The organism is Ruegeria sp. YTSA064, from assembly GCF_059610325.1.
The window spans coordinates 80,402-101,942 of record NZ_JBXWNK010000011.1; the positions used below are offsets into that span (position 1 = coordinate 80,402).

The window sequence follows — 21,541 nt, forward strand, 5'->3', positions numbered from 1 at the left end:
AGTCCTCATGGTGCGATCACAAGTAGCCGCGCCGGGCCAGATTATTCTTCAGCCTCGTCCGTTTCGACAAGTGTAATCGCGCCTTCGTCCAGAAGGGCGTGAATGGCGGCGACGACCTGAGACATCGCATCCTCGGTATCGGATTGTTTGACCTTGCCACGTTCGGCCATTTCTTCACGCAGATTATCTGCCATGCGAGAGGACATGTTTGCCAAAAAGAACTCGACCGTTGCAAGGTCTTCGTCGGTGCTGGCCCCGGCAAGTGCGGTGACAAGAACAGGTTGGTCCACGCTGCGCAGAATTGCAGGAATATCGCGGGATTGGATGCGGGAAGGCACGTGCGAAAAGATGAAGATCGATTGCCGGACGGTATTGGCAAAATCGGCGTCCTCCTCATCCAGTGCGGTCAGCAAACCATCACGCGTCGCCGCAGCGGTCTGGTTGAGGATCGCGCCCACACGCTTACCCGGGCCGTCCCGAAAGGCGGGCTCGGGGCGTTGATCCAATTGAGCAGCCAAGGACCAACCAATCCGCTCAACCGCCTCAGGCGTCACGTTGGCGGTTTTCGATACCGCATAGGTTATTCGCCGCGCCGTGGGACCGGGCAGGTGGCCCAGCAACTGGGCGGCCTTGGCGGTTTCGAGTTTTGACAGCATGACGGCTGCGACTTCGGTGCTTTCCGCTCTGGCCATCTCGGCCAGATCTTCTGCGGATACCTCGCGCAAGCGTTGCCATGGGTCACCGATCTGGCGTACCCCCGCCACCTTGCGCAACCGGGCAGCAGTGGCCGGTGCAATTTTGCCATTCACGGCATCCAGTGCGCCCGCCAACCCATGTGGAAATGAGAGACCGACACCATCAAGCGCATCGGCAAATTCCTGTGCGACAGCGGCGAGCGTCACTCGGTCAACCAGTCCCATTTGACCCAGTTGATGGGTCAACTGCTCCTGCAGCAGGTCAGGCAGTTCCTCAAGCGGGATATCCGCGCCTTCGTTCAGAAGAAGCCGTACAACAACCGCAGCCTTTTCCCGATTGCTGAGATTGCGAGGCACGACGCGTGGGGCGTCGTTCTCTTGGTCGGCCGCCGAGGACTGAGCACCCGGCGACATCTGTACCATTAGGTTCGTATCCTGCATCTGCCTGCATTGCCAATATTGCGTTACAGGTAGTTTAGGTAGACTCAGGTAAAGAAACCCTGAAACTCAGTAGCTATAGGTCAGCCCGGTGCGAATAGCCTCGCGCAGCGATGCTTCGGCCCAAGTACCTTCACCGCCGCGCGCCTTGATCTCGCGCCATTGCGCTATGGCTAGTTCGTTCTTTCCCTCGGCGACAAAGCCCTGACCCATATAGCTACGGGCGAGAATGTTATCAGGGTTGGTTTCGATGGCTTTCTGATAGAAGGTGTTGGCCAGTTCCAACTCACCCATTTTGCGATAGGTGAAGCCCCAATAGGTCTGCACCCGATCGTCACCTTGGTTCATGATACGCAGAATGCCCTGCGCGTTCTCATATTGCCCGTCATAGGCCAACTCACGCACGGCGTCATACAACTGATCGTCGGAGAACTTGGATTTGTCTGGTTTAACACAGCGCCCTGCAGACTCGTCGTAAACCCGACCAAACAGGCACTTCTTGGTGGTATTTGTCGGCTTGGGTGGGCTGCTATCACCACCACCCGCAGCAATTGCCATGGGTGCGAAGGTAAAGGCCTGAAGAGCGATGGCCGAGGCTAGTACGAGACGCATGTTCCTACTCCATTGTCAAAGTGACTTGTTACAATCATAGCGTGATCTACAAAAAAGCTAACGATTGACAGATCGCTTTTATTCACAAGCAGGAAATAAAAATGTCAGCTATTGACGATTTTCATGCAGCTTTGGCTTTCGCTGTCCCATGTCGTGCCTTCCGCACAGGACTGGGTTTGCTTTGCATGACCGCTGCAAGCAAGCCCGGCGGTGCCTGCGCAAATCAAAGCAATTGCACATAGAGCAGTTCTTAGCATCGTGTTTTCCTTTCGCGGAAAAGATGCCAGCAGATTAACCGAGTTTTGCCAATCTGGCAAAGAAACAAGGCCCGTCCTGAACAAACAGGCCGGGCCTTGCTTAAATCCGGTCCGGACTTATTCGCCGAACACGCGCGCGAAAATCGTATCAACGTGTTTGGTGTGGTAGCTGAGATCGAATTTCTCTTCGATCTCTTCGGGGCTCAGCGCGGCGGTGACATCTGCATCGGCCAGCAGTTCCTCTTTGAAGTCGGTGCGATGCTCCCAAACTTTCAGGGCATTGCGCTGAACCATGGAATAGGCATCCTCGCGGCTGACACCCGCCTGTGTCAGCGCCAGAAGAACCCGCTGGCTCATCACAAGGCCGGGGAACTTGTTCATGTTTTCAAGCATGTTCTCGGGGAAGATCAGCATCTTGTCGATCACCCCTGTCAGGCGGGCAAAGGCAAAATCCAGAGTGATGGTGGCGTCCGGCCCGATCATACGTTCGACCGAGGAATGCGAGATATCGCGTTCATGCCAGAGCGCCACGTTTTCCATCGCTGGGATCACTGCTGCACGCACCATGCGCGCCAGACCGGTCAGGTTCTCGGTCAGCACAGGGTTCTTCTTGTGCGGCATGGCCGACGAGCCCTTTTGGCCCATCGAGAAAAACTCGGCCCCTTCCAGCACCTCGGTCCGCTGCATGTGGCGGATTTCGATGGCGATGTTTTCGATGCTGCTGGCGATCACGCCCAGCGTGGCAAAGAAGGCCGCGTGACGGTCGCGCGGAATGACCTGCGTGCTGATCGGCTCGGGCACCAGACCCAGTTTGTCGCAGACATGCTCTTCGACCTGCGGGTCGACATTCGCGAAGGTCCCAACCGCGCCGCTGATCGCGCCGGTGGCGATTTCCGCTCGGGCGTCGCGCATGCGGGACAGGTTGCGATCCATCTCGGCATAGAAACGCGCGAAGGTCAGGCCCATGGTAGTCGGCTCGGCGTGGATGCCGTGGCTGCGACCGATGCGGATCGTGTTCTTGTGCTCGATCGCCCGGCGCTTGAGGGCGGCCAGCAGGCCTTCGAGATCAGAGATCAGGATGTCAGCGGCACGGGTGAGCTGCACGTTAAGGCAGGTGTCCAACACGTCGGAGGAAGTCATGCCCTGATGCACGAAACGGGCCTCTTCGCTGCCCACATGTTCGGCCAGATGAGTCAGGAAGGCGATGACGTCGTGCTTGGTAACGGCCTCAATCTCGTCGATGCGGGCAACGTCGAATTCCACGTCCTTGGCTTTCCACACCGCCTCGGCGTTTTCACGCGGGATCACGCCCAGATCGGCCATGGCGTCGCAGGCATGGGCCTCGATCTCGTACCAGATGCGGAACTTGCTCTCGGGCGACCAGATGGCGACCATCTCGGGGCGGGAATAGCGGGGAATCATTGGCGGCAGCACCTTTTTGTGATTGGGATGAGGCGTTGGCGCGGGGTTTAGCCGCGCATTGACCAAGGAACAAGGCGCGAGTGCTGGGATGAGACGGTTTGCCCTGATTTTATTGCTTTGGCCGGGAATTTTATCCGCCGAAGAGTTTCGGCGGCTGACAGCGGATGAAATACTGATGGCGCTCATGGGCAAGAAACTCGACTACGGTGAGGGTATCAGCCAGACCTTCGATGACAGCATGCACACGCAGTACTTTTCAGGTCGCCCAAGCGCGGGGCGCTGGGCTGTGCGTGAGGATCGATATTGTTCGGTCTGGCCGCCATCTGATATCTGGGCTTGCTACGATGTCGAGCAAAGCGGAGATACGATCCGATTTGTAGATGATGCAGGCAATACGACTGACGGAACCTTTGTAAAGTGAACCTACCCAGGAATATTGCGGATTTCCAAGGGGTTTGGAGCCTGACACGCCTCATCCGGGATGAGCGCGCGGGCCATATCATTCAGGCGGATGGTCAGGCAGAGTTGCAGCAAGATGCGCTGGGGTTGGTGTATGACGAGACGGTCACGCTTCGCATCCCGGGGCAGCCTGCAATGACGGGAACGCGTCGATACCTTTGGCATGATGCTGGGGATCAGATTGCCATTCACTTCGACGATGACCGGTTTTTTCACGCACTCAAGCTAGGTCAGCCCCGCGCCGAGGACCACCACGATTGCCCGCCAGACAGCTATGATGCAGTATATGATTTCTCGGGATGGCCGCGCTGGACTGTCCGTTGGAAAGTGTCCGGACCGCGAAAATCCTATGAAATGGAGACCAAATACGCGCTGCGATAGCGTAATCATCTTGCAGCAACGCTTCGGAACGGGCATTGCTGCAGTTGCAAATAAGTCCGAATGTGGAGAAATGAGATGAACGCAAACGTATTGGCCAATGCTTTTGGCCCGCGTGAGGGGACGGCGCTGCGCGTCAAGCAGGTGGCTCTGGTTGCCCTGGGTATCGTTGCTCTGGCTGTTGCTGCCAAAATCAAAGTGCCGATGTGGCCGGTTCCGATCACCATGGGCACATTCGCCGTTCTGACCATCGGCACCGCTTATGGCGCGCGCCTTGGCCTGATCACGATGCTGGGTTACCTGCTGGTTGGCGCTCTGGGCTTTGACGTGTTTGCGGGTTCCTCGGCCGAAAAATTCGGCCTGACCTACATGATGGGTGGCACCGGTGGCTATCTGGTCGGTTACCTGATGGCGACCATTCTGCTGGGTGCACTGGCCGCGCGCGGCTGGGATCGCTCGGTTGGCAAGCTGGCGCTGGCGTTGGTACTGGCCAATGTGCTGATCTACGTGCCGGGCCTGTTGTGGCTGGGTCAACTGTATGGCTGGGACAAGCCGATCCTGGAATGGGGTCTGACACCGTTCCTGCTGGGTGACGCGATCAAGCTGGCGCTGGCCGCTCTGCTGATCCCCGGTCTGTGGAAGCTGCTGGGCGACGCACGCACCTGATAGCGCGCTCTTGCGCAAGACACACCCGCGTTCGGAGCTTTCCGGGCGCGGGTTTTTTATTGTCTGCAGAATAGGATACTGGACAAAGTCAATCTGCGTGGGCAACCTGAGACCAGAAAACTGATCAGGTTATTGAGATATGCGTATTTTGTTAAGCTTGGCGCTTGCTGCAAGTGCCGTGACTTGGTTGGCTGTAACGCCTGTGCAAGCCGACACACCGGTGACCTACACCGATGAAGGGCGCGCCCTGTTCCGCTTTGAGGTTCCCGACTTCTGGACATTGCGCACCGGTGGCCCGCGTGAGATCGAGGATACCAATCTGGGCGATGCCCGTGCGGTTTCGCGCGTCATGGGGATCAGACCGGTGACTGACGATAATGTCTGGATGGGGTTCGTCTCACCATCGCGGGTTTCAAGCATTCAGGGCGGGCTGCGCTATCTTGAGGATATCGACAAATTCCTCGTCAAAGACCCGACCGTGACCAGTAAGAGCGATACAAGGATTGGTGGGCGGCCTGCCCAGGTTATTCGAGGCACCGGCAATCGAGATGGGCGCGGAGTGAACTTTACCGCCACCGTGATCGACCTGCCGCGCGACCGTGTGGCCATTGGGGTTGCGATCCTGCGGGACGGGGCCGACCCGTCTTATGTTGATGCCTTGAACGCCGTTTTCGCGTCGTTCCGGTCTTTGCAGTAAGGAGGCCTGGATGACACGCAAAGTGATAAAACGCTCAGTTTTGGCGCTGGGACTGGGGGCTGCAACCTTCACATTGTCAGCCTGCGATGGCGTAACGGTCGGGGTAGGGTATGGCGTCGGCTATGACCCATTTTACGATTCGATGCTGTGGAATGACTATTACCACGATCACGATGTAGACGTGGACGTGGATATTGATCGGCCCGACAGACCCGACAGGCCTGACCGCCCGGTGCGCCCGAACCCGCCGCAGCGGCCCAAACCTCCAGTCGCCAAACCACCTTCGCGCCCGCATCCCCCAGTGGCGCGCCCCCCGGCGGCGCGGCCGCCGATCCATCGGCCGTCTCCAAGACGTCGCTGAAGAACTCGGGGCAGATTGGTCAGCCCCGACCCGATCGGGGATTGGCACGTTAGGCCCCACAGATTATGCGAATTGCAAATCCGTGATAGAGTGCAAATTGGGCGGGCTTGATTTAGAAGTTCCGTAATAACAACCGCATCGAATGTCACAGCCCGCTCGACCTTTGCCAAAAGGAGTCGACGATGCTGACTTAAGAACAGCTAAGAGCCTTTGCAGCCGCGTTCTGCGGTATCCTGATTGTGCCCAATATCGGTCTACCGAACCCGTTTCGCATAAACCTGAATGCCAGGGCCATACCCGAAGATATTATGGACGAGATCGAAGATGATATGGGCGACTTTGGATTTGCCGCTCATCCACGCGGACCGTTTGGAAAGGATATCCGCGACGCCCTTATGGAGATTTCGTTCGATCAGAGGGGATGCGTCTATTCGATCTCTGTTGTCGGTGGGGTCAAGCGCGGTCTTGGCGCTACCAGACGCCGAGAGACGCACTCGACAGATTGGAAAGCGCCCTGATCCAACCGCAATTTACTGCAGAAGTTCAGTCGTGATATGGGCCGAGCCTTCAAGAGTTCTGTGAACAGGACATTTGTCGGCAATCTCCAGCAGCTTGGCCTTCTGATCCGCGTCCAGCGGGCCCTCCAGCCGAATTTTACGGCGAAACTGATCGACCTTGCCTTCGCTAGCAAGCCCGGCATCCTGCGCGTGAACTTTATCATGACAGACATCGACCGTGATACCTGTCAGCGGCCATCGCTTGCGGCGGGCATACATGCGAATGGTCATCGAGGTACATGCCCCCAACCCGGACGACACGAACCCGTAAGGTGACATGCCCCGATCCGAACCACCATAAGATGCGGGCTCGTCCGCGACCGCGTGATGACGCGGGCCCGACTGAATGTCCTGCAGAAAACCCGACGGGTCTGCCTCGGTCACGCGGACGACACCTTCTGGTGCCCCAGGTGGCGGGGCCGGAGGGCACAGCTTGACATAGCGGGAAACCCAGGCGGTGATGACATCAGCCGCATAATCCGCATCTTGCGCACGCGTGATCAGGTGGTCGGCATTATCGAGTGTAACAAAGCTTTTGGGATGTTTTGCCGCCATGAAGATGGTGCTGGCATTGTCAATACTGACCGTACTGTCGCGTGGTGCGTGCAGGATCAGCAAGGCAGCTTTCAGTTCAGCAATGGCCGGAGTGAGCGCGGTTTCTGAAATATCTTCAACAAACGCCTTGCCAATGCGGAACGGACGCCCTCCCAACGACACTTCGGCGCTGCCTTGAGATTCGATTTCGGGCAAGGCGGCCTCGAAATGGTGGGACACATGGCCGGGGTCGGCGGGTGCGCCGAGCGTTACCACGGCTTTGATTGACGGAATTCCTGCGCGTGCTCGCAATACGGCAGCGCCACCAAGCGAATGGCCGATCAGAAGCGACGGTGCCATATTACGGCCCGCAAGGTATTCTGCGGCTTTGATCAGGTCCTCGACATTCGAGGTGAATGTCGTATTGGCGAATTCGCCGTCCGAGTGACCAAGGCCGGTAAAGTCGAACCGCAGGACCGCGATGCCCATCGCCGCCAAGCGCGCCGAAATTCGCCGTGCTGCCGGAATGTCTTTCGAGCAGGTAAAACAGTGTGCAAATAACGCCGTCGCCAGAACCGGCCCGTCTGGCAAATCCAGGCGCGCGGCCAGTTGGCTGCCGTCGTGACCGGCAAAGGTAATGCGTTCGGTGGGCATGATTATTCCTAGGTTGTCAGGTTTCGACAATACTGTGCGCTGGGGGCGGGCGGCTCAACCCTTGTGTCAGCTGCGTCACGGGAAGGTGAGAGATCGGGAAGTGATCTTATCTGGGCACCAAGTTCTTTTACAATTTTCGTCAAAGAGCCCAATAAATCAAAAATGGTGATGTGTTGCCGTAAAAATATTCATTTTACTTATTTGCTGTCGCCTCCCAACTAATAGTCATTCCAATGACTCACTGTGGAGACCAAAATGGCACATTCGACACCTGTACCTCTGAGTCCGGCAATTCGTCCCGGAGTACTGATTGCGATCCTGCTGACGGGTGCAATCGGTTTCGCGCTTGGGCAAACCTGGCCACTGAGCACCTTGCCCCAAGAAACACAGATCATCACCGCGCCCGAGGATTGGCACGGTAACGTCAAACGATCTCACTGGTCGAAATAGCGCTTAGTTTGCGCCCATCAACTGTGCGTCGAACGGATACTTGGTCAGGTTTTCGTAGCCGTCTTCTGTAATCAGCACCTGATCTTCCAGCTTGATTGAGAAGTCGCCACCTACCTCACCAACCGCCGCTTCGACGCACAGCACCATTCCTGGTTCAAGCGGGTAGTCATAGGCCCCTTCCACCGCCTTGTCTGGATAAGCCACCAAAGGCCATTCGTCGCACAATCCCACGCCATGCATCAGGCAACCATATTTCTGTGCCTGGAATTTGTCGTCCAGCCGGTGTGCATTTGCGGTCAGTTCTGGGATCATGACGCCCGGTTTCAGCATTTCCATATTGGTCATGATATGCTCGTGCGCGTGCTGCATTGCATAAATCATGTCAGGCCGTGGCTTTTGATCGCCGATCCACCATGTGCGCGAAATGTCGATGCAAATGCCGTATGATCCGATCAGGTCGGTATCGAATGCGATGATCTCGTTCTGTCTCGTGATACGTGGGCCACATTCCTGAAACCATGGATTGGTACGCTGGCCCGAGGCCAGAAGCCGGGTTTCGATCCACTCGCCTCCGCGTCGAATATTTTCAGCATGCAAAACAGCCCAGATGTCATCCTCAGAGGTCTTACCATCCCCGACATTGGCACGTGCGAAGCGCTCCATTTCGGCCACCGCGGTTTCACAGGCGTGGCTGGCACAGCGCATGGCGAGGATTTCGTCAGGGCCTTTGACAGCGCGGGTTTTCTCGGTGAGCTCTTCCCCCTCCATAACTTCAAACCCTTGCGCCTCAAGCGCGCGCAGGCCGTGCAACATGATCTTGTCTACACCAAGTCGCTTATTTCCGCCGCCATGTTCCTTGATCAACACGCGCACTTCGTTCGAGAACACATCCGCCGCGATATCGATTTTGTCGCCCCGGTCGAAATAGAACAGATCCGCACCCGAGCGTTGCTCGCGCACCAGCGGGTTGAACTTCGACAGGAAAGGAGAGTTTTTGTAGTCCCAGATGACCATATAGCCATCTGCGCAAACCAACACCGCCCGGAACGGATTGTGAGTGTTCCAAAGCTGCATATTGGTGCTGTCGGTCGCGTAGCGAATGTTGAGGGGGTCAAACAGCAAGACACCACCCCAGCCACGTTTCACAATGGCTTGGGTTAATCGCGACCAGCGGTATTCCCGCATCCGTTCGAGATTGGGCAGGCTCAGCCCTGCTGCCGTCCATTCATCAAAGGCCAGCTGGGTCGGTCCGATTTCGATCCGATCATTGTCATTTGGGGTTCCATCGCCGAGAGTGGTACCCTTGGTGGGATCAATCTTACGGGTGTCGCGATAGGGTGTGTTCACGGGCGGGCCTTTCTGCTTGTCAACCCAGCCTGCAAAGCCAAAGACGATACGTCTCGAAAGTTTGCGACTGTCTAGAAGTCGCTTTTTGACCGGCAAAGCCAGTTTGGGATGCTATGCCTCAGTCATGACGGAGATATTGCAGCATTCCATCCCCCACAATCCGCTTGCCCCAAACCCGCTACCTGGGATCAAGCCGGCTGATCCTAACAACTGGTTGCACCAGGACGATGCCTTTGCGGCTCAGATGCAACGGCGGACAGATTTGTTGGAAGAGCGGACGTTAGATGTTCTGGCCCTGAGCCCCGAAGCATCGAAGCCCGCGCAGGAGTTGCTTGAATTGGTTCTTAGGCAAGCCTACCCGGGCGCTTCCGATCAAGTTGTTAGGCCAGACGGGATCAAGGTCGAAATTGATCGGGACCACCCGTTGGAAACGCTTTGCCAATTGGTACAGGAAGATTTCTGCATATTGCAGAAGCACGGAGATGAGCATGTACTTACAGGCGCGATCCTGTGCTTTCCTGCAAGCTGGATGTTGTCCGAAAAAAATTCATGCGCCCACTGACCGGAATTCATGAACCCGTGGATGTCTACGACGCAAACATAGCACGTAGGGTTCAGCGTTTATTTGATGGGATTCAACCGAACCGCCCGCTGTGGCGGTTTAATGCGCTTTGGTATCATGACGCTGAACTGTTCCAGCCACGCAGTATTGCGCAAAGACGTGCGCCACAGAACGAAAACACCGCCCGGTATCTGCGCAGCGAACGACAAACTCTCTTGCGTTTACCACAAACAGGCGCGGTGGTATTTGCCATCCACACATACGTGATGGTGGCGGAGCAGGTCTTAGAATTGGAAACCCCGCCTGATGGCGGGGTTTCCAAGGAGGGTCTTGGGTCGTTTGGTTACATGCCTAGGGCGCTTGCGACCTCGCCAAAAGCATTTGTAAGGTTCAGGCTGAAAATCGCGGTTGTAAATGCCAACACCTGAGTGTTGAGGCGAAAGTCCTCACCGCGGATCAGATTGACAGCCGCCAAGGAAACGGCAACCGGGGCAGATATGCTGGCAATCGCGCCTGTCATGCCCCAACTAGTCAGCCTAAGGATATCGCTTGGGCGATCGGTTTCCTCAGCGCTGTCCTGAGAAAGGTTTGCCGACGGCGACGGATCGGTTTCAGTGCGAAACGCGATACTGAGGAGTTGGTCATCGCTCAGCTTTATTGGGCGCGGCTTGCTCTGGGTTTTGGTATCCAATTGCACTGGATTGGGATCGGGCAAGTCGAGCCCGGCAAATGGACCGCTGATCGCTTCGAAAATCTGTTTACGATTTCGGGAATTGCGGGGGCTGATCGAGTCGAACGCGCTCATGAATTGTTCAATCGTCAGTACTGTATTGGGCGATAACCATTCAACCCGCCGGGTCGTACAGATATCGACCATGCGGTAAAGCATCACAACCAGCATCAGCTCTGAAATTTCGCTATCATCAAGCAGCTTTGAAACTGGACAAATTGTAATCGTCAACCGGTTGTCTGGGGGGGCTACGACACGACGCGCCTTGGTTCTGAGACCCGCAGTTTTGTCCATCCGTTCATGGTGGCTGTGTTCAACTGCCTTGGATTCTGAATCAAGGGTCAGACGCACAAGATACTGGCTGCAGACGATGCTAGCCTCGGACGCGCTGAGAAGCGTCTTGCGCTCGACCAGATGGCCATAATCCGCGAGTGTGGTGGATACGACATCGCAAACGCGTTCAAGCGCGCCATCCGCAGAGCCGTCGAACTGGAGACCGCCGTGGTACATATGCTTCGAAGTCACAGCATGTTCCTTTGCCGTAATAATCTTCACAACAATGTAGCAACCGAAATGGTGCAAATTTTGACGAAAATGCAAAAAAGTCAGAGATTTCCATCATTGATTACACTTTGGAAACCAAGAAAAACGCGGTTTTCTTTAATATATGTGGCGAGAATGTGGCTGAAATCGGATCTGCCGGGCCAGATAAGTTGGTCGACTCAACCGTCGATTCGAGCGGCCATAATAGCGATGGATTGCTGATAAACAGTGGCGGCATTCCACTGTTGAATAACCGCAAAATTCGGCTCGCCGGATTGGTAGCCACGTCCTGGCTTCCACCCATTCTTACGTAAGAAATTTGCAGTTGAGGCAAGGGCGTCGGTCATGTTGTAGAAATCGACCCGACCATCACCCGTTGCGTCCACGCCATAGGTCAAAGCATTGCCAGGCAAAAATTGCGTATGACCCAGCTCGCCATGTTTTGCCCCTTTTGTCGCCATCGTGACGCTTCCTTGATCGACCAATTTTAGCGCACCAATGGCATGCGGGATAAAGAACTCGGATCGGCGACAATCATAGGCCAATGTTGTGATTGCGGAAACAACCTGGCTGTCGCCCATGAAGTTACCAAAGCCGGTTTCCATGCCGTGGATGGCAATCAGAACACCCGCGGGCACCCCGTATTGGCGCTCCAGAGCAGCATAGAATTGCGGGTTGCGCGCCTTACGCTTACGTCCCCGCGCGACGATGGTATCCGCTCCGCGAATTTTCATGAACTTGTCCAGCGAGTATTTGAAGCTTTTTTGATTGCGATCAGCTGCAATGGTGCGGGTCGCGTATTGGGTCTGCGCCAATGCCTGCAGGCCTTTCTTTTTCACCCCCGCACGCTTGGCCGTTTTGGCGAAGTCGGCTTTCCAAGCCTCAAATCCGCTACCGGTATTACCGCATGGGGCCGTGAACGCCATCGAGGGCATGAGAATAGCGATAGCAACGCAGGTGCAAATTCTAAGCATGAAGGAAATCCGATTGCAGATTAACTGCTTCAGCCTAAGCTTTGATCGCTGTCGGGCAAAGCGGTTTAATACAGATCAAGTTCACCTGTGGTTTTCAGGGTTTCGAACCACTCGTCCGGGGTTTTATCGATCTTGGCATGCTTGACCATCATCGCGTTCATATTGGGAAGATGCGAAGAATCCGGCCATTCCTCTGGCTGCCACAGGTTCGAACGGATGATGCATTTGGGGCAATGCGCAAAAACGGTGTCGACATGGATCAACAATGCCAATTTGGGCATGTGACCTCCTACAGCCATGGTAGAAAGCAGTTCAGAATCCGCACAAATCCTAGCGGTGCCCCGAAGCCGCAGCGTTTCCATTTTTCCGGGGACTAAGAAGATCAAACTAACGCGCGGGTCCTTCAGAACGTTGTGAAAGGTATCTACGCGCTTGTTTCCGGGGCGGTCGGGCAGGGCGATCACCGTGTCAGAAATGATGAATGTGAACCCTGCCGGGTCCCCACGCGGAGAAATATCTAGATAGCCGGACGGGTTCGCCGACGCGATGAGGCAGAAAGGTGAGGTTGCGATAAAGTCACGGCACATCTGATCCAGCGCCGGAAGTTCTTTGTCGATGATCTGAGGCAGGGGGTGCCCGCAAATCTGTTCGAGTTCGGCTTCTGAGGTCACGAGACTTGCGAACTCTGAAAAAGGTGAAGCATCGACGGGCATGCGCGTTCCTCCTTTGGTGCTGGTTCAGCGAGTGTGGAAGATCGCGTCAAACGAAACAAGGGCGCCCCGAAGGGCGCCCTTGAAACAGTCCGATATGCTATTGGATCAGCAGCTGTAGTACATGCCGTACTCAACCGGGTGCGGTGTGTGCTCGTAGGTTTCGACCTCTTCCATCTTCAATGCGATGTAGCCGTCGATTTGGTCTTTTGTGAAAACGTCGCCCTGCAGCAGGAAGTCGTGATCGGATGCCAGAGCTTCCAGAGCCTCACGCAGCGATCCGCAAACGGTCGGGATGTCGGCCAGTTCTTCGGCGGGCAGATCGTACAGGTTCTTGTCCATGGCTTCGCCCGGATCGATCTTGTTCTTGATGCCGTCCAGACCGGCCATCAGCAGCGCAGCAAACGCCAGGTAGGGGTTTGCGGCCGGATCGGGGAAACGAGCCTCGACGCGCTTGGCTTTCGGGCTTTCGGTCCACGGGATACGGACACAACCCGAACGGTTACGTGCCGAGTAAGCGCGAAGAACAGGAGCCTCAAAACCCGGGATCAGGCGCTTGTAGCTGTTGGTTGCTGGGTTGGTGAAGGCGTTCAGGGTTTTGGCGTGCTTCAGGATACCACCGATGAAGTACAGCGCTTCGTCCGACAGGTCGGCGTATTTGTCGCCCGCAAACAGCGGCTTGCCGTCTTTCCAGATCGACATGTTCACATGCATGCCGGTGCCATTATCACCATAGATCGGCTTGGGCATGAAGGTAGCCGACTTGCCATAGGCGTGCGCCACGTTGTGGATGACGTATTTGTACTTTTGCAGCTCGTCGGCCTGCTTGGTCAGGCTGTCAAAGATCAAGCCCAGTTCGTGCTGGCACGACGCGACCTCATGGTGGTGCTTATCGACCTTCATGCCCAGACGCTTCATGGTTGACAGCATTTCCGAGCGCAGATCCTGTGCTTCGTCAATCGGGTTCACGGGGAAGTAACCGCCCTTGATGCCCGGACGATGGCCCATGTTGCCCATCTCGTATTCAGTGTCGGTGTTCCAGGATGCGTCGGTCGCATCGACTTCGAACGATACCTTATTGATGCTGTTCGAAAAACGAACGTCGTCGAACAAGAAGAACTCAGCTTCGGGGCCCATATAGGCAGCATCGCCGATTCCGCTGGATTTCAGGTAAGCTTCGGCCTTCTGCGCGGTGCCACGCGGATCGCGACCATATGCTTCGCCAGTGTCAGGTTCAACGATCGAGCAGTGCAGACACAACGTCTTTTCGGCATAGAACGGATCGATGTAAGCCGAGGTCGTATCGGCAATCAATTTCATGTCCGAGTTCTCGATCGACTTCCAGCCCGCAATGGACGAGCCGTCGAACATGAAACCTTCCTCCAGGAAGTCTTCGTCAACCAGATCAACGTCCACGGTTACGTGCTGCAGCTTGCCACGCACGTCGGTAAAACGAATATCGACGTAAGCGACGTCTTCTTCGCGGAGTGTCTTGAGCACTGCGTCTACGCTCATTCCATTGGTCCTTCTGATAGATATGTTTGTATTCGGATGATTTAGAGTGCGTCTGGACCGGTTTCGCCGGTGCGGATGCGAACAGCTTGTTCAACCGGTGAGACAAAGATTTTGCCATCGCCGATTTTGTCTGTTTTGGCAGCGGATATGATTGCTTCGATGGCAGCGTCAACCTGATCATCTTCAAGCACTACATCGACTTTTACTTTGGGTAGAAAGTCGACGACATATTCCGCGCCGCGATAAAGTTCGGTATGGCCCTTCTGGCGTCCGAAGCCCTTGACCTCGATCACGCTCAGACCTTGAACGCCCACGTCCTGCAGCGCTTCTTTCACTTCGTCCAGCTTGAACGGCTTGATGATCGCTTCGATCTTTTTCATTCCGGCTCACCTTGCATGGTTGTCTTGAAGGCACTGATCACGTCTAAGATTGGGCGGCAATCTGATTGCTGTGTTGCAGGCTGCCAGAAACAGTGAAAGCGATCATTGGATCAAATTTTGATCGCTGTGCACAAAAAGTAATCGAATTTGAATCGCCTGAGGGGCCAGAGATGACGAAACTGCTGACCGCTGCGCAAATACGCCTCATCGAGACCACCGCGATTGGTCTTGGGCAGGCGACGGGTCTTGAGTTGATGGAGCGCGCAGGACAAGGCGTTGTGGCCGCGATTTTTGAGGAATGGTCAGACTTAGCGAAATCCGGTGGTCGCGCGGTGATATTAAGTGGCCCGGGCAACAATGGCGGAGACGGCTTTGTGGTCGCGCGGTTGCTGCAAGGGCAGGGGTGGCAAGTCGAAGTGTTGCTCTATGGTGACCCTGCCAAATTGCCACCGGATGCGCGCGTAAACTATGAACGGTGGGAAGGAAGGACGCTTGGCGTGGCTGATTTTGGTAGGGCTGAAATTCAGCATCCTGACCTTTCCATTGATGCATTGTTTGGCACCGGATTGACGCGACCAATCGAAGATCCGGTTTTGTGGGAATACCTATGGGCGCATGATGATGCGGAAGACGCATGGGAAATGCGCAGGCAAGGTGGTGGAACCGATATCGTACCACCACGAACAGTCGCAATTGATCTGCCTTCAGGTCTCTGCTCGGATTCAGGCAAAGTTATTGGGGGCGCCTTTGCACAGCATGGTCGCCGTTGCGCACGGTCCGCCCTGACCGTTTCATTCCACGCGCGAAAGCTTGGGCATGTTCTGAGTGAGGGTCCATCTCATTGCGGTCGGCTGGTCGTGAAAGATATCGGATTGAATCGGGATGATGGAGGGATTGAGGCGGCAACTTCTGTCGAAGCGCCATCTGGCACTCATCTCTACAAAAGTGAGCACAGCCATAAGTACTCGCACGGTCATGCGCTTGTGCTGTCGGGCGGCGTCGGCAAAACCGGGGCCGCACGTTTGGCAGCTCGAGCGGCGCTGCGGATAGGGGCGGGGTTGGTGACACTGGGTGCGCCACCTGCCGCGCAAATGGAGATCGCGAGCCAGATCACCGCTCTGATGCTGAAGCGGGTTGATGGGGCAGGGGACTTACTTGAAACTCTGCAGGATGAGCGGTTTAACGCATTGTGCCTTGGACCGGGCCTGGGGGAAACGCGATCTCGGGAATTGGTGCCGGTTGCACTAAGCGCAGCGCGGCCGACTGTGTTGGATGCGGATGCCTTGTCAGCGTTTGCCGAAGAACCGGGGGCGCTATTAGAACTGCTGCATGAAAGATGCGTGCTGACGCCGCATACAGGAGAGTTCGCGCGTTTGTTCCCGGATATCGCAGAAAAGCTGAATGAAGTGCCCGCCAAGGGCCCGGCATTCTCTAAGGTTGATGCGGCTCGTGAGGCTGCGGCGCGAGCTGGATGTTGTGTATTGGTGAAAGGGCCTGACACGGTCATTGCCACGCTGGACGGGCGGTGCTCGGTCAATTCTGCACATTACAACCGGGCGGCCCCTTGGCTTGCAACGGCCGGATCGGGCGATACGTTGGCCGGCTTCATCACCGGATTGCTTGCCCGTGGGTTCGAGCCAATGCAAGCGGCAGAAACGGCGGCCTGGCTGCATGTTGAATGCGCTCGGATATTTGGGCCAGGCTTGATCGCCGAAGATTTAGCCGAGCAGTTGCCCGCCGTATTGCAACAGATTGAAGTATAAATGGATCGGCGGTTAATGGCCGATCACAGCCCAAAGCGGCGAATTTATGCCGCTGCGTCCCGCCAGTCGCATAGCGGCTGTTTGCAGTATGCAACGATCAGCGTCACAATTTTCTTGCATGGTTATTAGAGTCGCTTCTGGGACTCGATCAATGAATTGAAATTAATGCAGAATTCTTGCCTTCGACGCAGATACCTGTGGCGATAAAGCAATGAATGCGGAACTTGAGCCGGGTATCATTGGAAATGCAGGAGCCGATGAGCATTTGAGCAGTATCAAACTTAAAGAACCATCTACGGTGAATGACATGACAGTGAATTATAAACTGACTTCCTTAGCAGCAGCTTTTGCTGCAACAACCGCGATACCTGCCGCCGCCGAACTCAAATATGAAAACAACACAGGTGGTTATGTGTTGCTATACGGGCAGCTGCACCCTGCGTTGATCTCGGTCGATGATGGAGAAGACACCGAGACCCGCGTGTTGGACAACGACCTTTCGAATAGCCGGGTCGGACTTGAGCTGTTACAGCCTTTTGGGAACAACGATTTCACATTCCGGCTGGAAACCGGATTGGGACTTCCGAATTCAAGCGAGTGGAACCAGTTGGGCACTGATTTCAGCGGTTGGACTCGCGAAGACATCCGGCATGTAGATTTCGCTCTGGCGGGTGACTGGGGTAAATTCTCTGCTGGTCAGGGCAGCATGGTGGCGGACGGTGCCGCCGAAGTGGACCTGTCCTATGTCGGGACCGCGCTGTATTCATTCACTAATGACGAGAACGGCGGTTTTTTCTATCGCGGCACTGACGGTTTCCTAAGCGATATCACCGTAGGCGATTCCAGCAGCAACTTTGACGGCGCGCGTCGTGGCCGTGTTCGTTATGATACACCCGAGTTCAGTGGATTCACCGCTGGGCTGGCATATGGTCAGAACATCCTGTCCAGCAGCGATGACGATGACTATTATGATGTTGGCCTCAGATACAACAACACCTTCGGTGGCGGGGTCGAGTTTGCTGCAGCCATTGCTTACTCGGTTCGTTCGGCTGACGATGGATCAGGGGATCGCAAGGATACCATCGGTTCCGCGTCCGTTCTGCTGCAGAGTGGGTTGAGCTTCACCGTCGCTGCGGGCACGCGCGACAATGATGCGGACGGTGCGTCTGATCCGAACTACTTCTATGGAAAGATCGCGTATGAAGATCAGTGGGTCTCCTGGGGCAAAACCGGTATCGGGATCGACTACTATTCGGGTTCGGACTTCGTGAATGACGGGTCCAGCACAGACGCTTGGGGCATCGCTGTCGTTCAGCGTATCGACAGCATCAATACAGATGCCTACCTGAAATACCGCAATCACGACTTCGAAGATGGCGCTTCGTTCGACAACAACGAAGCCTGGGTGTTGGGCGCCCGCTGGAAGTTCTGAGCTCTTAACTCTGTAATGACCAAACGCTCCGGCCTGCGCCGGGGCGTTTTTTCGTCTGTGATATGGGCAAAACGGGGCTGAAAAGGCCTTTGCCTCTTGCACGTAGGCGGCTGGGCAAATAGAAGGCGTCAAATTTGCCCGGCGCGCCCGTTTTGCGCGCCCCGAATCCTATGGGGACTACCATAATGCAGGTTACCGAGACGCTGAATGAAGGTCTGAAACGCGGGTACAACATCGTTGTGACCGCTGCCGAGCTGGACAACAAGGTCAACGAAAAGCTGACCGAAGCGCAGCCCGAAGTCGAGATGAAGGGTTTCCGTAAAGGTAAGGTGCCGATGGCGCTGCTGAAGAAGCAGTTTGGCCAGCGCCTGCTTGGCGAAGCGATGCAGGAAACCATCGACGGTGCGATGAATAAGCACTTTGAGGACAGCGGCGAGCGTCCTGCACTGCAGCCCGAGGTCAAGATGACCAATGAAGACTGGAAAGAAGGCGATGACGTAGAAGTTGCGATGTCCTACGAAGCACTGCCCGAAATTCCAGAGGTTGACCTGAAATCGGTCGAGCTGGAGAAGCTGGTTGTCAAAGCTGATGACGCAGCCGTGGAAGAAGCGCTGAACAACCTGGCCGAAACCGCCCAGAACTTCAAAGCGCGTCGCAAGGGTTCGAAAGCGAAAGATGGCGATCAGATCGTGTTCGACTTTGTTGGCAAGGTTGATGGCGAAGAGTTCGAAGGTGGTTCGGCTGAAGATTACCCGCTGGTTTTGGGCTCGAACAGCTTCATCCCTGGCTTTGAGGAGCAGTTGGTTGGCGTAAAAGCCGAGGAAGAAAAAGACGTGAATGTCACCTTTCCGGAAGAATACGGTGCCGAGCATCTGGCCGGTAAAGACGCCGTATTCACCTGCACCATCAAAGAAGTGAAAGAACCGGTTGCAGCCGAGGTTGACGACGAACTGGCAAAGAAATTTGGTGCCGATGATCTGGCTGCTTTGAAAGAGCAGATTGGTGAGCGCCTGGAAGCGGAATATGCCGGTGCGTCGCGTGCGGTTATGAAGCGCGCGCTATTGGACGTGCTGGACGAGAAAGTTTCGTTCGACCTGCCGCCCTCGTTGGTGGAAGCCGAAGCCAAACAGATTGCACATCAGCTGTGGCACGAAGAGAACCCTGAAGTTGAAGGCCACGATCATGATCCGATCGAGCCCACCGACGAGCACAACAAACTGGCCGAGCGCCGCGTGCGTCTGGGCCTGTTGCTGGCAGAGCTGGGCCAGAAGGCCGAAGTCGAAGTGACCGATGCCGAGATGACTCAGGCGATCATGAACCAGGCACGTCAGTACCCAGGTCAGGAACGTCAGTTCTTTGAGTTCGTGCAGCAGAACGCTCAGATGCAGCAGCAATTGCGGGCGCCGATCTTTGAAGACAAGGTTGTCGACTACATCGTCGAGCTGGCTCAGGTCGCAGACAAAGAAGTCAGCAAAGACGACCTGCAAAAAGCCGTTGAGGCACTGGAAGAGGAATAATCCTCTTCCTTCTCCCGGCCTGGGGCCACAAAAAAGCGGAGCCGTCTGGAAATTAGACGGCTCCGCATGGGTGGCTTTGTACTATGAGGTGAGGGGGTCAGGCCTCATGAGCAAAAGCACGGGGGGTCTGTAACAGAGCGGTCTTTTGCTCTGGGGTGAATGTATCGGTCAGCGCTTCGATCAGTTTCAGCACTGCCTGTCTTTCCACTTCCGTCTTTGCCGCACTCATCTGTTCGACAAAATACTTCTCAAGATCGGTGAGCGGTTTGTGGTCGCGGTTTGCCGGGTTGGCAGTCGCTGCCTTTTTTGCCTCGAAGAACTCCAATGCCTTTTCTTCTTCGATAAAGACATCGTGGTGGATGTCAGCAAACTCTCGAAGGCCCGAAATCCTTTCTTCCGAGCAATCCAGCAGGGCCGCCATCGCCGGCACTTTGCCCATCGGTACTGTTTCGCCAACATAATCGTAGGGCGCACAGTTCGAGCGTTTGAGGACGCGGTTCATGACCGGGTCGATGACGGTGATGATGTCTTGAATACCCGCGCTGCGGCAATATTCCAGTGATCCAATCATCAACTCACAGGTCGCATATGAGACCGAGTTTTTCTCTTTTCCTCGAGTCAAACGCTGCGTATCGACACAGAAGCGGGTCGATTCCCACATGGTCGCACTGCGCATTGGTGCTTCGCCGCATAAGATATCCGAGAACACATCCGAAAGCATGTGTGGGCCAGTGGTCTGGAGTGCACGTACTGCGGCCACGACGTTCCCCTCATCGTCGAGACCGATTACATATGCAGGATCCAGATGATCGAATTGATCGATTTCTTTCCCATCTTGGATGTTAACGTCCCAACCAAGTCGCCCGCCAAAAACCCGAGCGCGCAGTTCGAACATATCGTCAAGAACTTCGGTGAACAGATGTCTGTTCAGCCCATCAACTACCAAAATCATGTTAACCCCCTTCGAGTGATCTGTCTGTGGATAAGACGTTACTCGGTTTCCACAGCGAATCTATTGGGGGTTTCCCGTAATATTGGCTTTTTTTAGCCCAATTTTGGCAAGATTTGGCTTTACCCTGGGTAGATTAAGCCGATTCCGATGGCGCGACCGACGGCCTGCGGAGTCGTCAGTGCATTAAGCTTTTCGCGAGAAGAGCGCAAGTGCACCTCAACCGTACGGTGCGAAATCGATAGAATATCGCCGATATCCTGCTGTGATTTGCCTGCTGCGGCCCATTGCAAAATCTCCAACTCGCGGCTGGAGAGGGTCGGGTGGTACAGCATTCGGCTGATTGTATCCGACGTCATGACGTTGTCATGAATGTGTACGGCCAAAGATTGCAGGTCACTTATCACGTTGGGCACCAGTTTCTTCCACTCTTCCCGGCTGCATTCACGCACGGCGCTGAGCAGGCCGATATCTCCGTACGGCCCGCGCACAGGAATCGTAATGCCCTGATCTGGAATGCCAAAATCATGTGCATCACGGAAAACGCGCTGGAAATCCTTGCCGCGTTCCAGACGGCTCCAATCGACCGGGGCGATGCTGCGCTGGCTCATGTGCAGCGTCGGATCGATCAGGTGCAGGCCTTGCTCTTGATAGTGGGTTTTCCAGTCGTCCCCATAAGTCACGTGGCCGTGGATCGTCCCCGCAGCAGGGTTCATACCCGCATAGGCTGCGTGGTCCATTTCGTATTTGTCACAGACTTGGCGCAGGAACTCGTCATATCGAGTATCCTGTTCTGGAAGGGTGCTGAGATCAACAATATCCATACGGCAACGACCAGCTAGACCCGAGTGAGCGGGCGGATCCCTTTATCCAGGAAAAAAGATACTGTCTTCCCTGACGTCAACAAGGACACCACATTTCCCATATCATGACAAGAAG

The 21,541-nt window shown here is 55.5% G+C and carries 24 protein-coding genes; 12 read left to right on the forward strand and 12 right to left on the reverse strand.

Going from position 1 to position 21,541, the window contains the following annotated elements; genetic code table 11:
• Window positions 1-41: 41 nt before the first annotated feature.
• From AC2FI7_RS16850 to purB, 3 genes are all read right to left on the reverse strand, one after another.
• Window positions 42-1,136: a flagellar motor switch protein FliG gene (locus tag AC2FI7_RS16850; protein WP_496833515.1), complete on the reverse strand. Its 1,095-nt coding sequence runs from the start codon at window positions 1,134-1,136 to the stop codon at window positions 42-44.
• A 66-nt stretch (window positions 1,137-1,202) separates the two neighbouring features.
• Entirely contained in the window at window positions 1,203-1,745 is a 543-nt protein-coding gene (locus tag AC2FI7_RS16855; RefSeq protein WP_010442058.1) for a tetratricopeptide repeat protein, read from the reverse strand.
• Between the two features lie 374 nt (window positions 1,746-2,119).
• Window positions 2,120-3,424 (reverse strand): adenylosuccinate lyase, encoded by a 1,305-nt coding sequence (gene purB / locus AC2FI7_RS16860; RefSeq protein WP_010442059.1) that lies wholly within the window; start codon window positions 3,422-3,424, stop codon window positions 2,120-2,122.
• A gap of 88 nt (window positions 3,425-3,512) precedes the next feature.
• Here purB and AC2FI7_RS16865 point away from each other — a divergent pair, with 88 nt between their 5' ends.
• The 6 genes from AC2FI7_RS16865 to AC2FI7_RS16890 all read left to right on the forward strand — a co-directional run bounded on the left by AC2FI7_RS16865 (window position 3,513) and on the right by AC2FI7_RS16890 (window position 6,503).
• Window positions 3,513-3,845, forward strand: coding sequence for a hypothetical protein (locus tag AC2FI7_RS16865; protein ID WP_010442060.1), 333 nt, complete (start codon window positions 3,513-3,515; stop codon window positions 3,843-3,845).
• Window positions 3,842-4,264, forward strand: coding sequence for a DUF6314 family protein (locus tag AC2FI7_RS16870; protein ID WP_010442061.1), 423 nt, complete (start codon window positions 3,842-3,844; stop codon window positions 4,262-4,264). Before AC2FI7_RS16865 ends, AC2FI7_RS16870 begins: the two co-directional genes overlap by 4 nt.
• A 75-nt stretch (window positions 4,265-4,339) precedes the next feature.
• On the forward strand, window positions 4,340-4,927 hold the full coding sequence (locus tag AC2FI7_RS16875; RefSeq protein ID WP_010442062.1) for a biotin transporter BioY: 588 nt from the start codon (window positions 4,340-4,342) through the stop codon (window positions 4,925-4,927).
• 139 nt (window positions 4,928-5,066) lie between these two features.
• Window positions 5,067-5,624, forward strand: coding sequence for a hypothetical protein (locus AC2FI7_RS16880; RefSeq protein WP_010442063.1), 558 nt, complete (start codon window positions 5,067-5,069; stop codon window positions 5,622-5,624).
• 10 nt (window positions 5,625-5,634) lie between these two features.
• A complete protein-coding gene (locus AC2FI7_RS16885) occupies window positions 5,635-5,985 on the forward strand; it encodes a hypothetical protein (protein ID WP_010442064.1) in 351 nt (116 codons plus the stop codon).
• A 239-nt stretch (window positions 5,986-6,224) separates the two neighbouring features.
• Window positions 6,225-6,503, forward strand: a complete 279-nt coding sequence (locus AC2FI7_RS16890; protein WP_120981142.1) for a hypothetical protein — start codon at window positions 6,225-6,227, stop codon at window positions 6,501-6,503.
• 12 nt (window positions 6,504-6,515) lie between these two features.
• On the opposite strand, the gene AC2FI7_RS16895 is transcribed toward AC2FI7_RS16890, so the two are convergent.
• Window positions 6,516-7,730, reverse strand: coding sequence for a bifunctional alpha/beta hydrolase/OsmC family protein (locus AC2FI7_RS16895; RefSeq protein WP_010442066.1), 1,215 nt, complete (start codon window positions 7,728-7,730; stop codon window positions 6,516-6,518).
• Between the two features lie 255 nt (window positions 7,731-7,985).
• Here AC2FI7_RS16895 and AC2FI7_RS16900 point away from each other — a divergent pair, with 255 nt between their 5' ends.
• The gene (locus tag AC2FI7_RS16900) at window positions 7,986-8,180 is read left to right on the forward strand and encodes a hypothetical protein (protein ID WP_010442067.1); all 195 of its coding nucleotides are present in this window, start codon (window positions 7,986-7,988) and stop codon (window positions 8,178-8,180) included.
• A gap of 3 nt (window positions 8,181-8,183) precedes the next feature.
• Here the strand turns inward: AC2FI7_RS16900 and dddP are convergent, their stop codons facing one another.
• Window positions 8,184-9,527 carry a dimethylsulfonioproprionate lyase DddP gene (dddP, locus tag AC2FI7_RS16905; protein WP_029622004.1) on the reverse strand — a complete coding sequence of 448 codons (1,344 nt, stop codon included), beginning with the start codon at window positions 9,525-9,527 and terminating at the stop codon, window positions 8,184-8,186.
• Between the two features lie 124 nt (window positions 9,528-9,651).
• Here dddP and AC2FI7_RS16910 point away from each other — a divergent pair, with 124 nt between their 5' ends.
• Both AC2FI7_RS16910 and AC2FI7_RS16915 read left to right on the forward strand, forming a co-directional pair.
• Window positions 9,652-10,089 (forward strand): heme-dependent oxidative N-demethylase subunit alpha family protein, encoded by a 438-nt coding sequence (locus AC2FI7_RS16910; RefSeq protein WP_496816279.1) that lies wholly within the window; start codon window positions 9,652-9,654, stop codon window positions 10,087-10,089.
• Window positions 10,077-10,517 (forward strand): heme-dependent oxidative N-demethylase subunit alpha family protein, encoded by a 441-nt coding sequence (locus AC2FI7_RS16915; protein WP_496816280.1) that lies wholly within the window; start codon window positions 10,077-10,079, stop codon window positions 10,515-10,517. Before AC2FI7_RS16910 ends, AC2FI7_RS16915 begins: the two co-directional genes overlap by 13 nt.
• Here the strand turns inward: AC2FI7_RS16915 and AC2FI7_RS16920 are convergent.
• From AC2FI7_RS16920 to AC2FI7_RS16940, 5 genes are all read right to left on the reverse strand, one after another.
• Window positions 10,433-11,344, reverse strand: coding sequence for a hypothetical protein (locus tag AC2FI7_RS16920; RefSeq protein WP_496816281.1), 912 nt, complete (start codon window positions 11,342-11,344; stop codon window positions 10,433-10,435). The two genes, AC2FI7_RS16915 and AC2FI7_RS16920, sit on opposite strands and share 85 nt — an antisense overlap.
• 197 nt (window positions 11,345-11,541) lie before the next feature.
• Window positions 11,542-12,336: a lytic murein transglycosylase gene (locus AC2FI7_RS16925; protein WP_029622007.1), complete on the reverse strand. Its 795-nt coding sequence runs from the start codon at window positions 12,334-12,336 to the stop codon at window positions 11,542-11,544.
• Window positions 12,337-12,401: 65 nt separating this feature from the next.
• Window positions 12,402-13,049: an MSMEG_1061 family FMN-dependent PPOX-type flavoprotein gene (locus AC2FI7_RS16930; protein ID WP_496816283.1), complete on the reverse strand. Its 648-nt coding sequence runs from the start codon at window positions 13,047-13,049 to the stop codon at window positions 12,402-12,404.
• A 105-nt stretch (window positions 13,050-13,154) separates the two neighbouring features.
• Window positions 13,155-14,561 (reverse strand): type I glutamate--ammonia ligase, encoded by a 1,407-nt coding sequence (gene glnA, locus AC2FI7_RS16935; RefSeq protein ID WP_010442073.1) that lies wholly within the window; start codon window positions 14,559-14,561, stop codon window positions 13,155-13,157.
• A 41-nt stretch (window positions 14,562-14,602) separates the two neighbouring features.
• Window positions 14,603-14,941, reverse strand: a complete 339-nt coding sequence (locus AC2FI7_RS16940) for a P-II family nitrogen regulator (RefSeq protein WP_010442074.1) — start codon at window positions 14,939-14,941, stop codon at window positions 14,603-14,605.
• Window positions 14,942-15,111: 170 nt separating this feature from the next.
• Here AC2FI7_RS16940 and AC2FI7_RS16945 point away from each other — a divergent pair, with 170 nt between their 5' ends.
• From AC2FI7_RS16945 to tig, 3 genes are all read left to right on the forward strand, one after another.
• On the forward strand, window positions 15,112-16,704 hold the full coding sequence (locus AC2FI7_RS16945) for an NAD(P)H-hydrate dehydratase (protein ID WP_029622009.1): 1,593 nt from the start codon (window positions 15,112-15,114) through the stop codon (window positions 16,702-16,704).
• 307 nt (window positions 16,705-17,011) lie between these two features.
• Window positions 17,012-18,136, forward strand: a complete 1,125-nt coding sequence (locus AC2FI7_RS16950; protein WP_029622010.1) for a porin — start codon at window positions 17,012-17,014, stop codon at window positions 18,134-18,136.
• A gap of 185 nt (window positions 18,137-18,321) precedes the next feature.
• The gene (gene tig, locus AC2FI7_RS16955; protein WP_170473353.1) at window positions 18,322-19,653 is read left to right on the forward strand and encodes a trigger factor; all 1,332 of its coding nucleotides are present in this window, start codon (window positions 18,322-18,324) and stop codon (window positions 19,651-19,653) included.
• 97 nt (window positions 19,654-19,750) lie between these two features.
• Here tig and AC2FI7_RS16960 read toward each other — a convergent pair whose 3' ends face one another.
• Together AC2FI7_RS16960 and AC2FI7_RS16965 are read right to left on the reverse strand one after the other, a co-directional pair.
• On the reverse strand, window positions 19,751-20,605 hold the full coding sequence (locus AC2FI7_RS16960; RefSeq protein WP_480455800.1) for an acyl-homoserine-lactone synthase: 855 nt from the start codon (window positions 20,603-20,605) through the stop codon (window positions 19,751-19,753).
• A gap of 119 nt (window positions 20,606-20,724) precedes the next feature.
• Window positions 20,725-21,426, reverse strand: a complete 702-nt coding sequence (locus AC2FI7_RS16965) for an autoinducer binding domain-containing protein (protein ID WP_170472255.1) — start codon at window positions 21,424-21,426, stop codon at window positions 20,725-20,727.
• Between the last annotated feature and the right edge of the window lie 115 nt (window positions 21,427-21,541).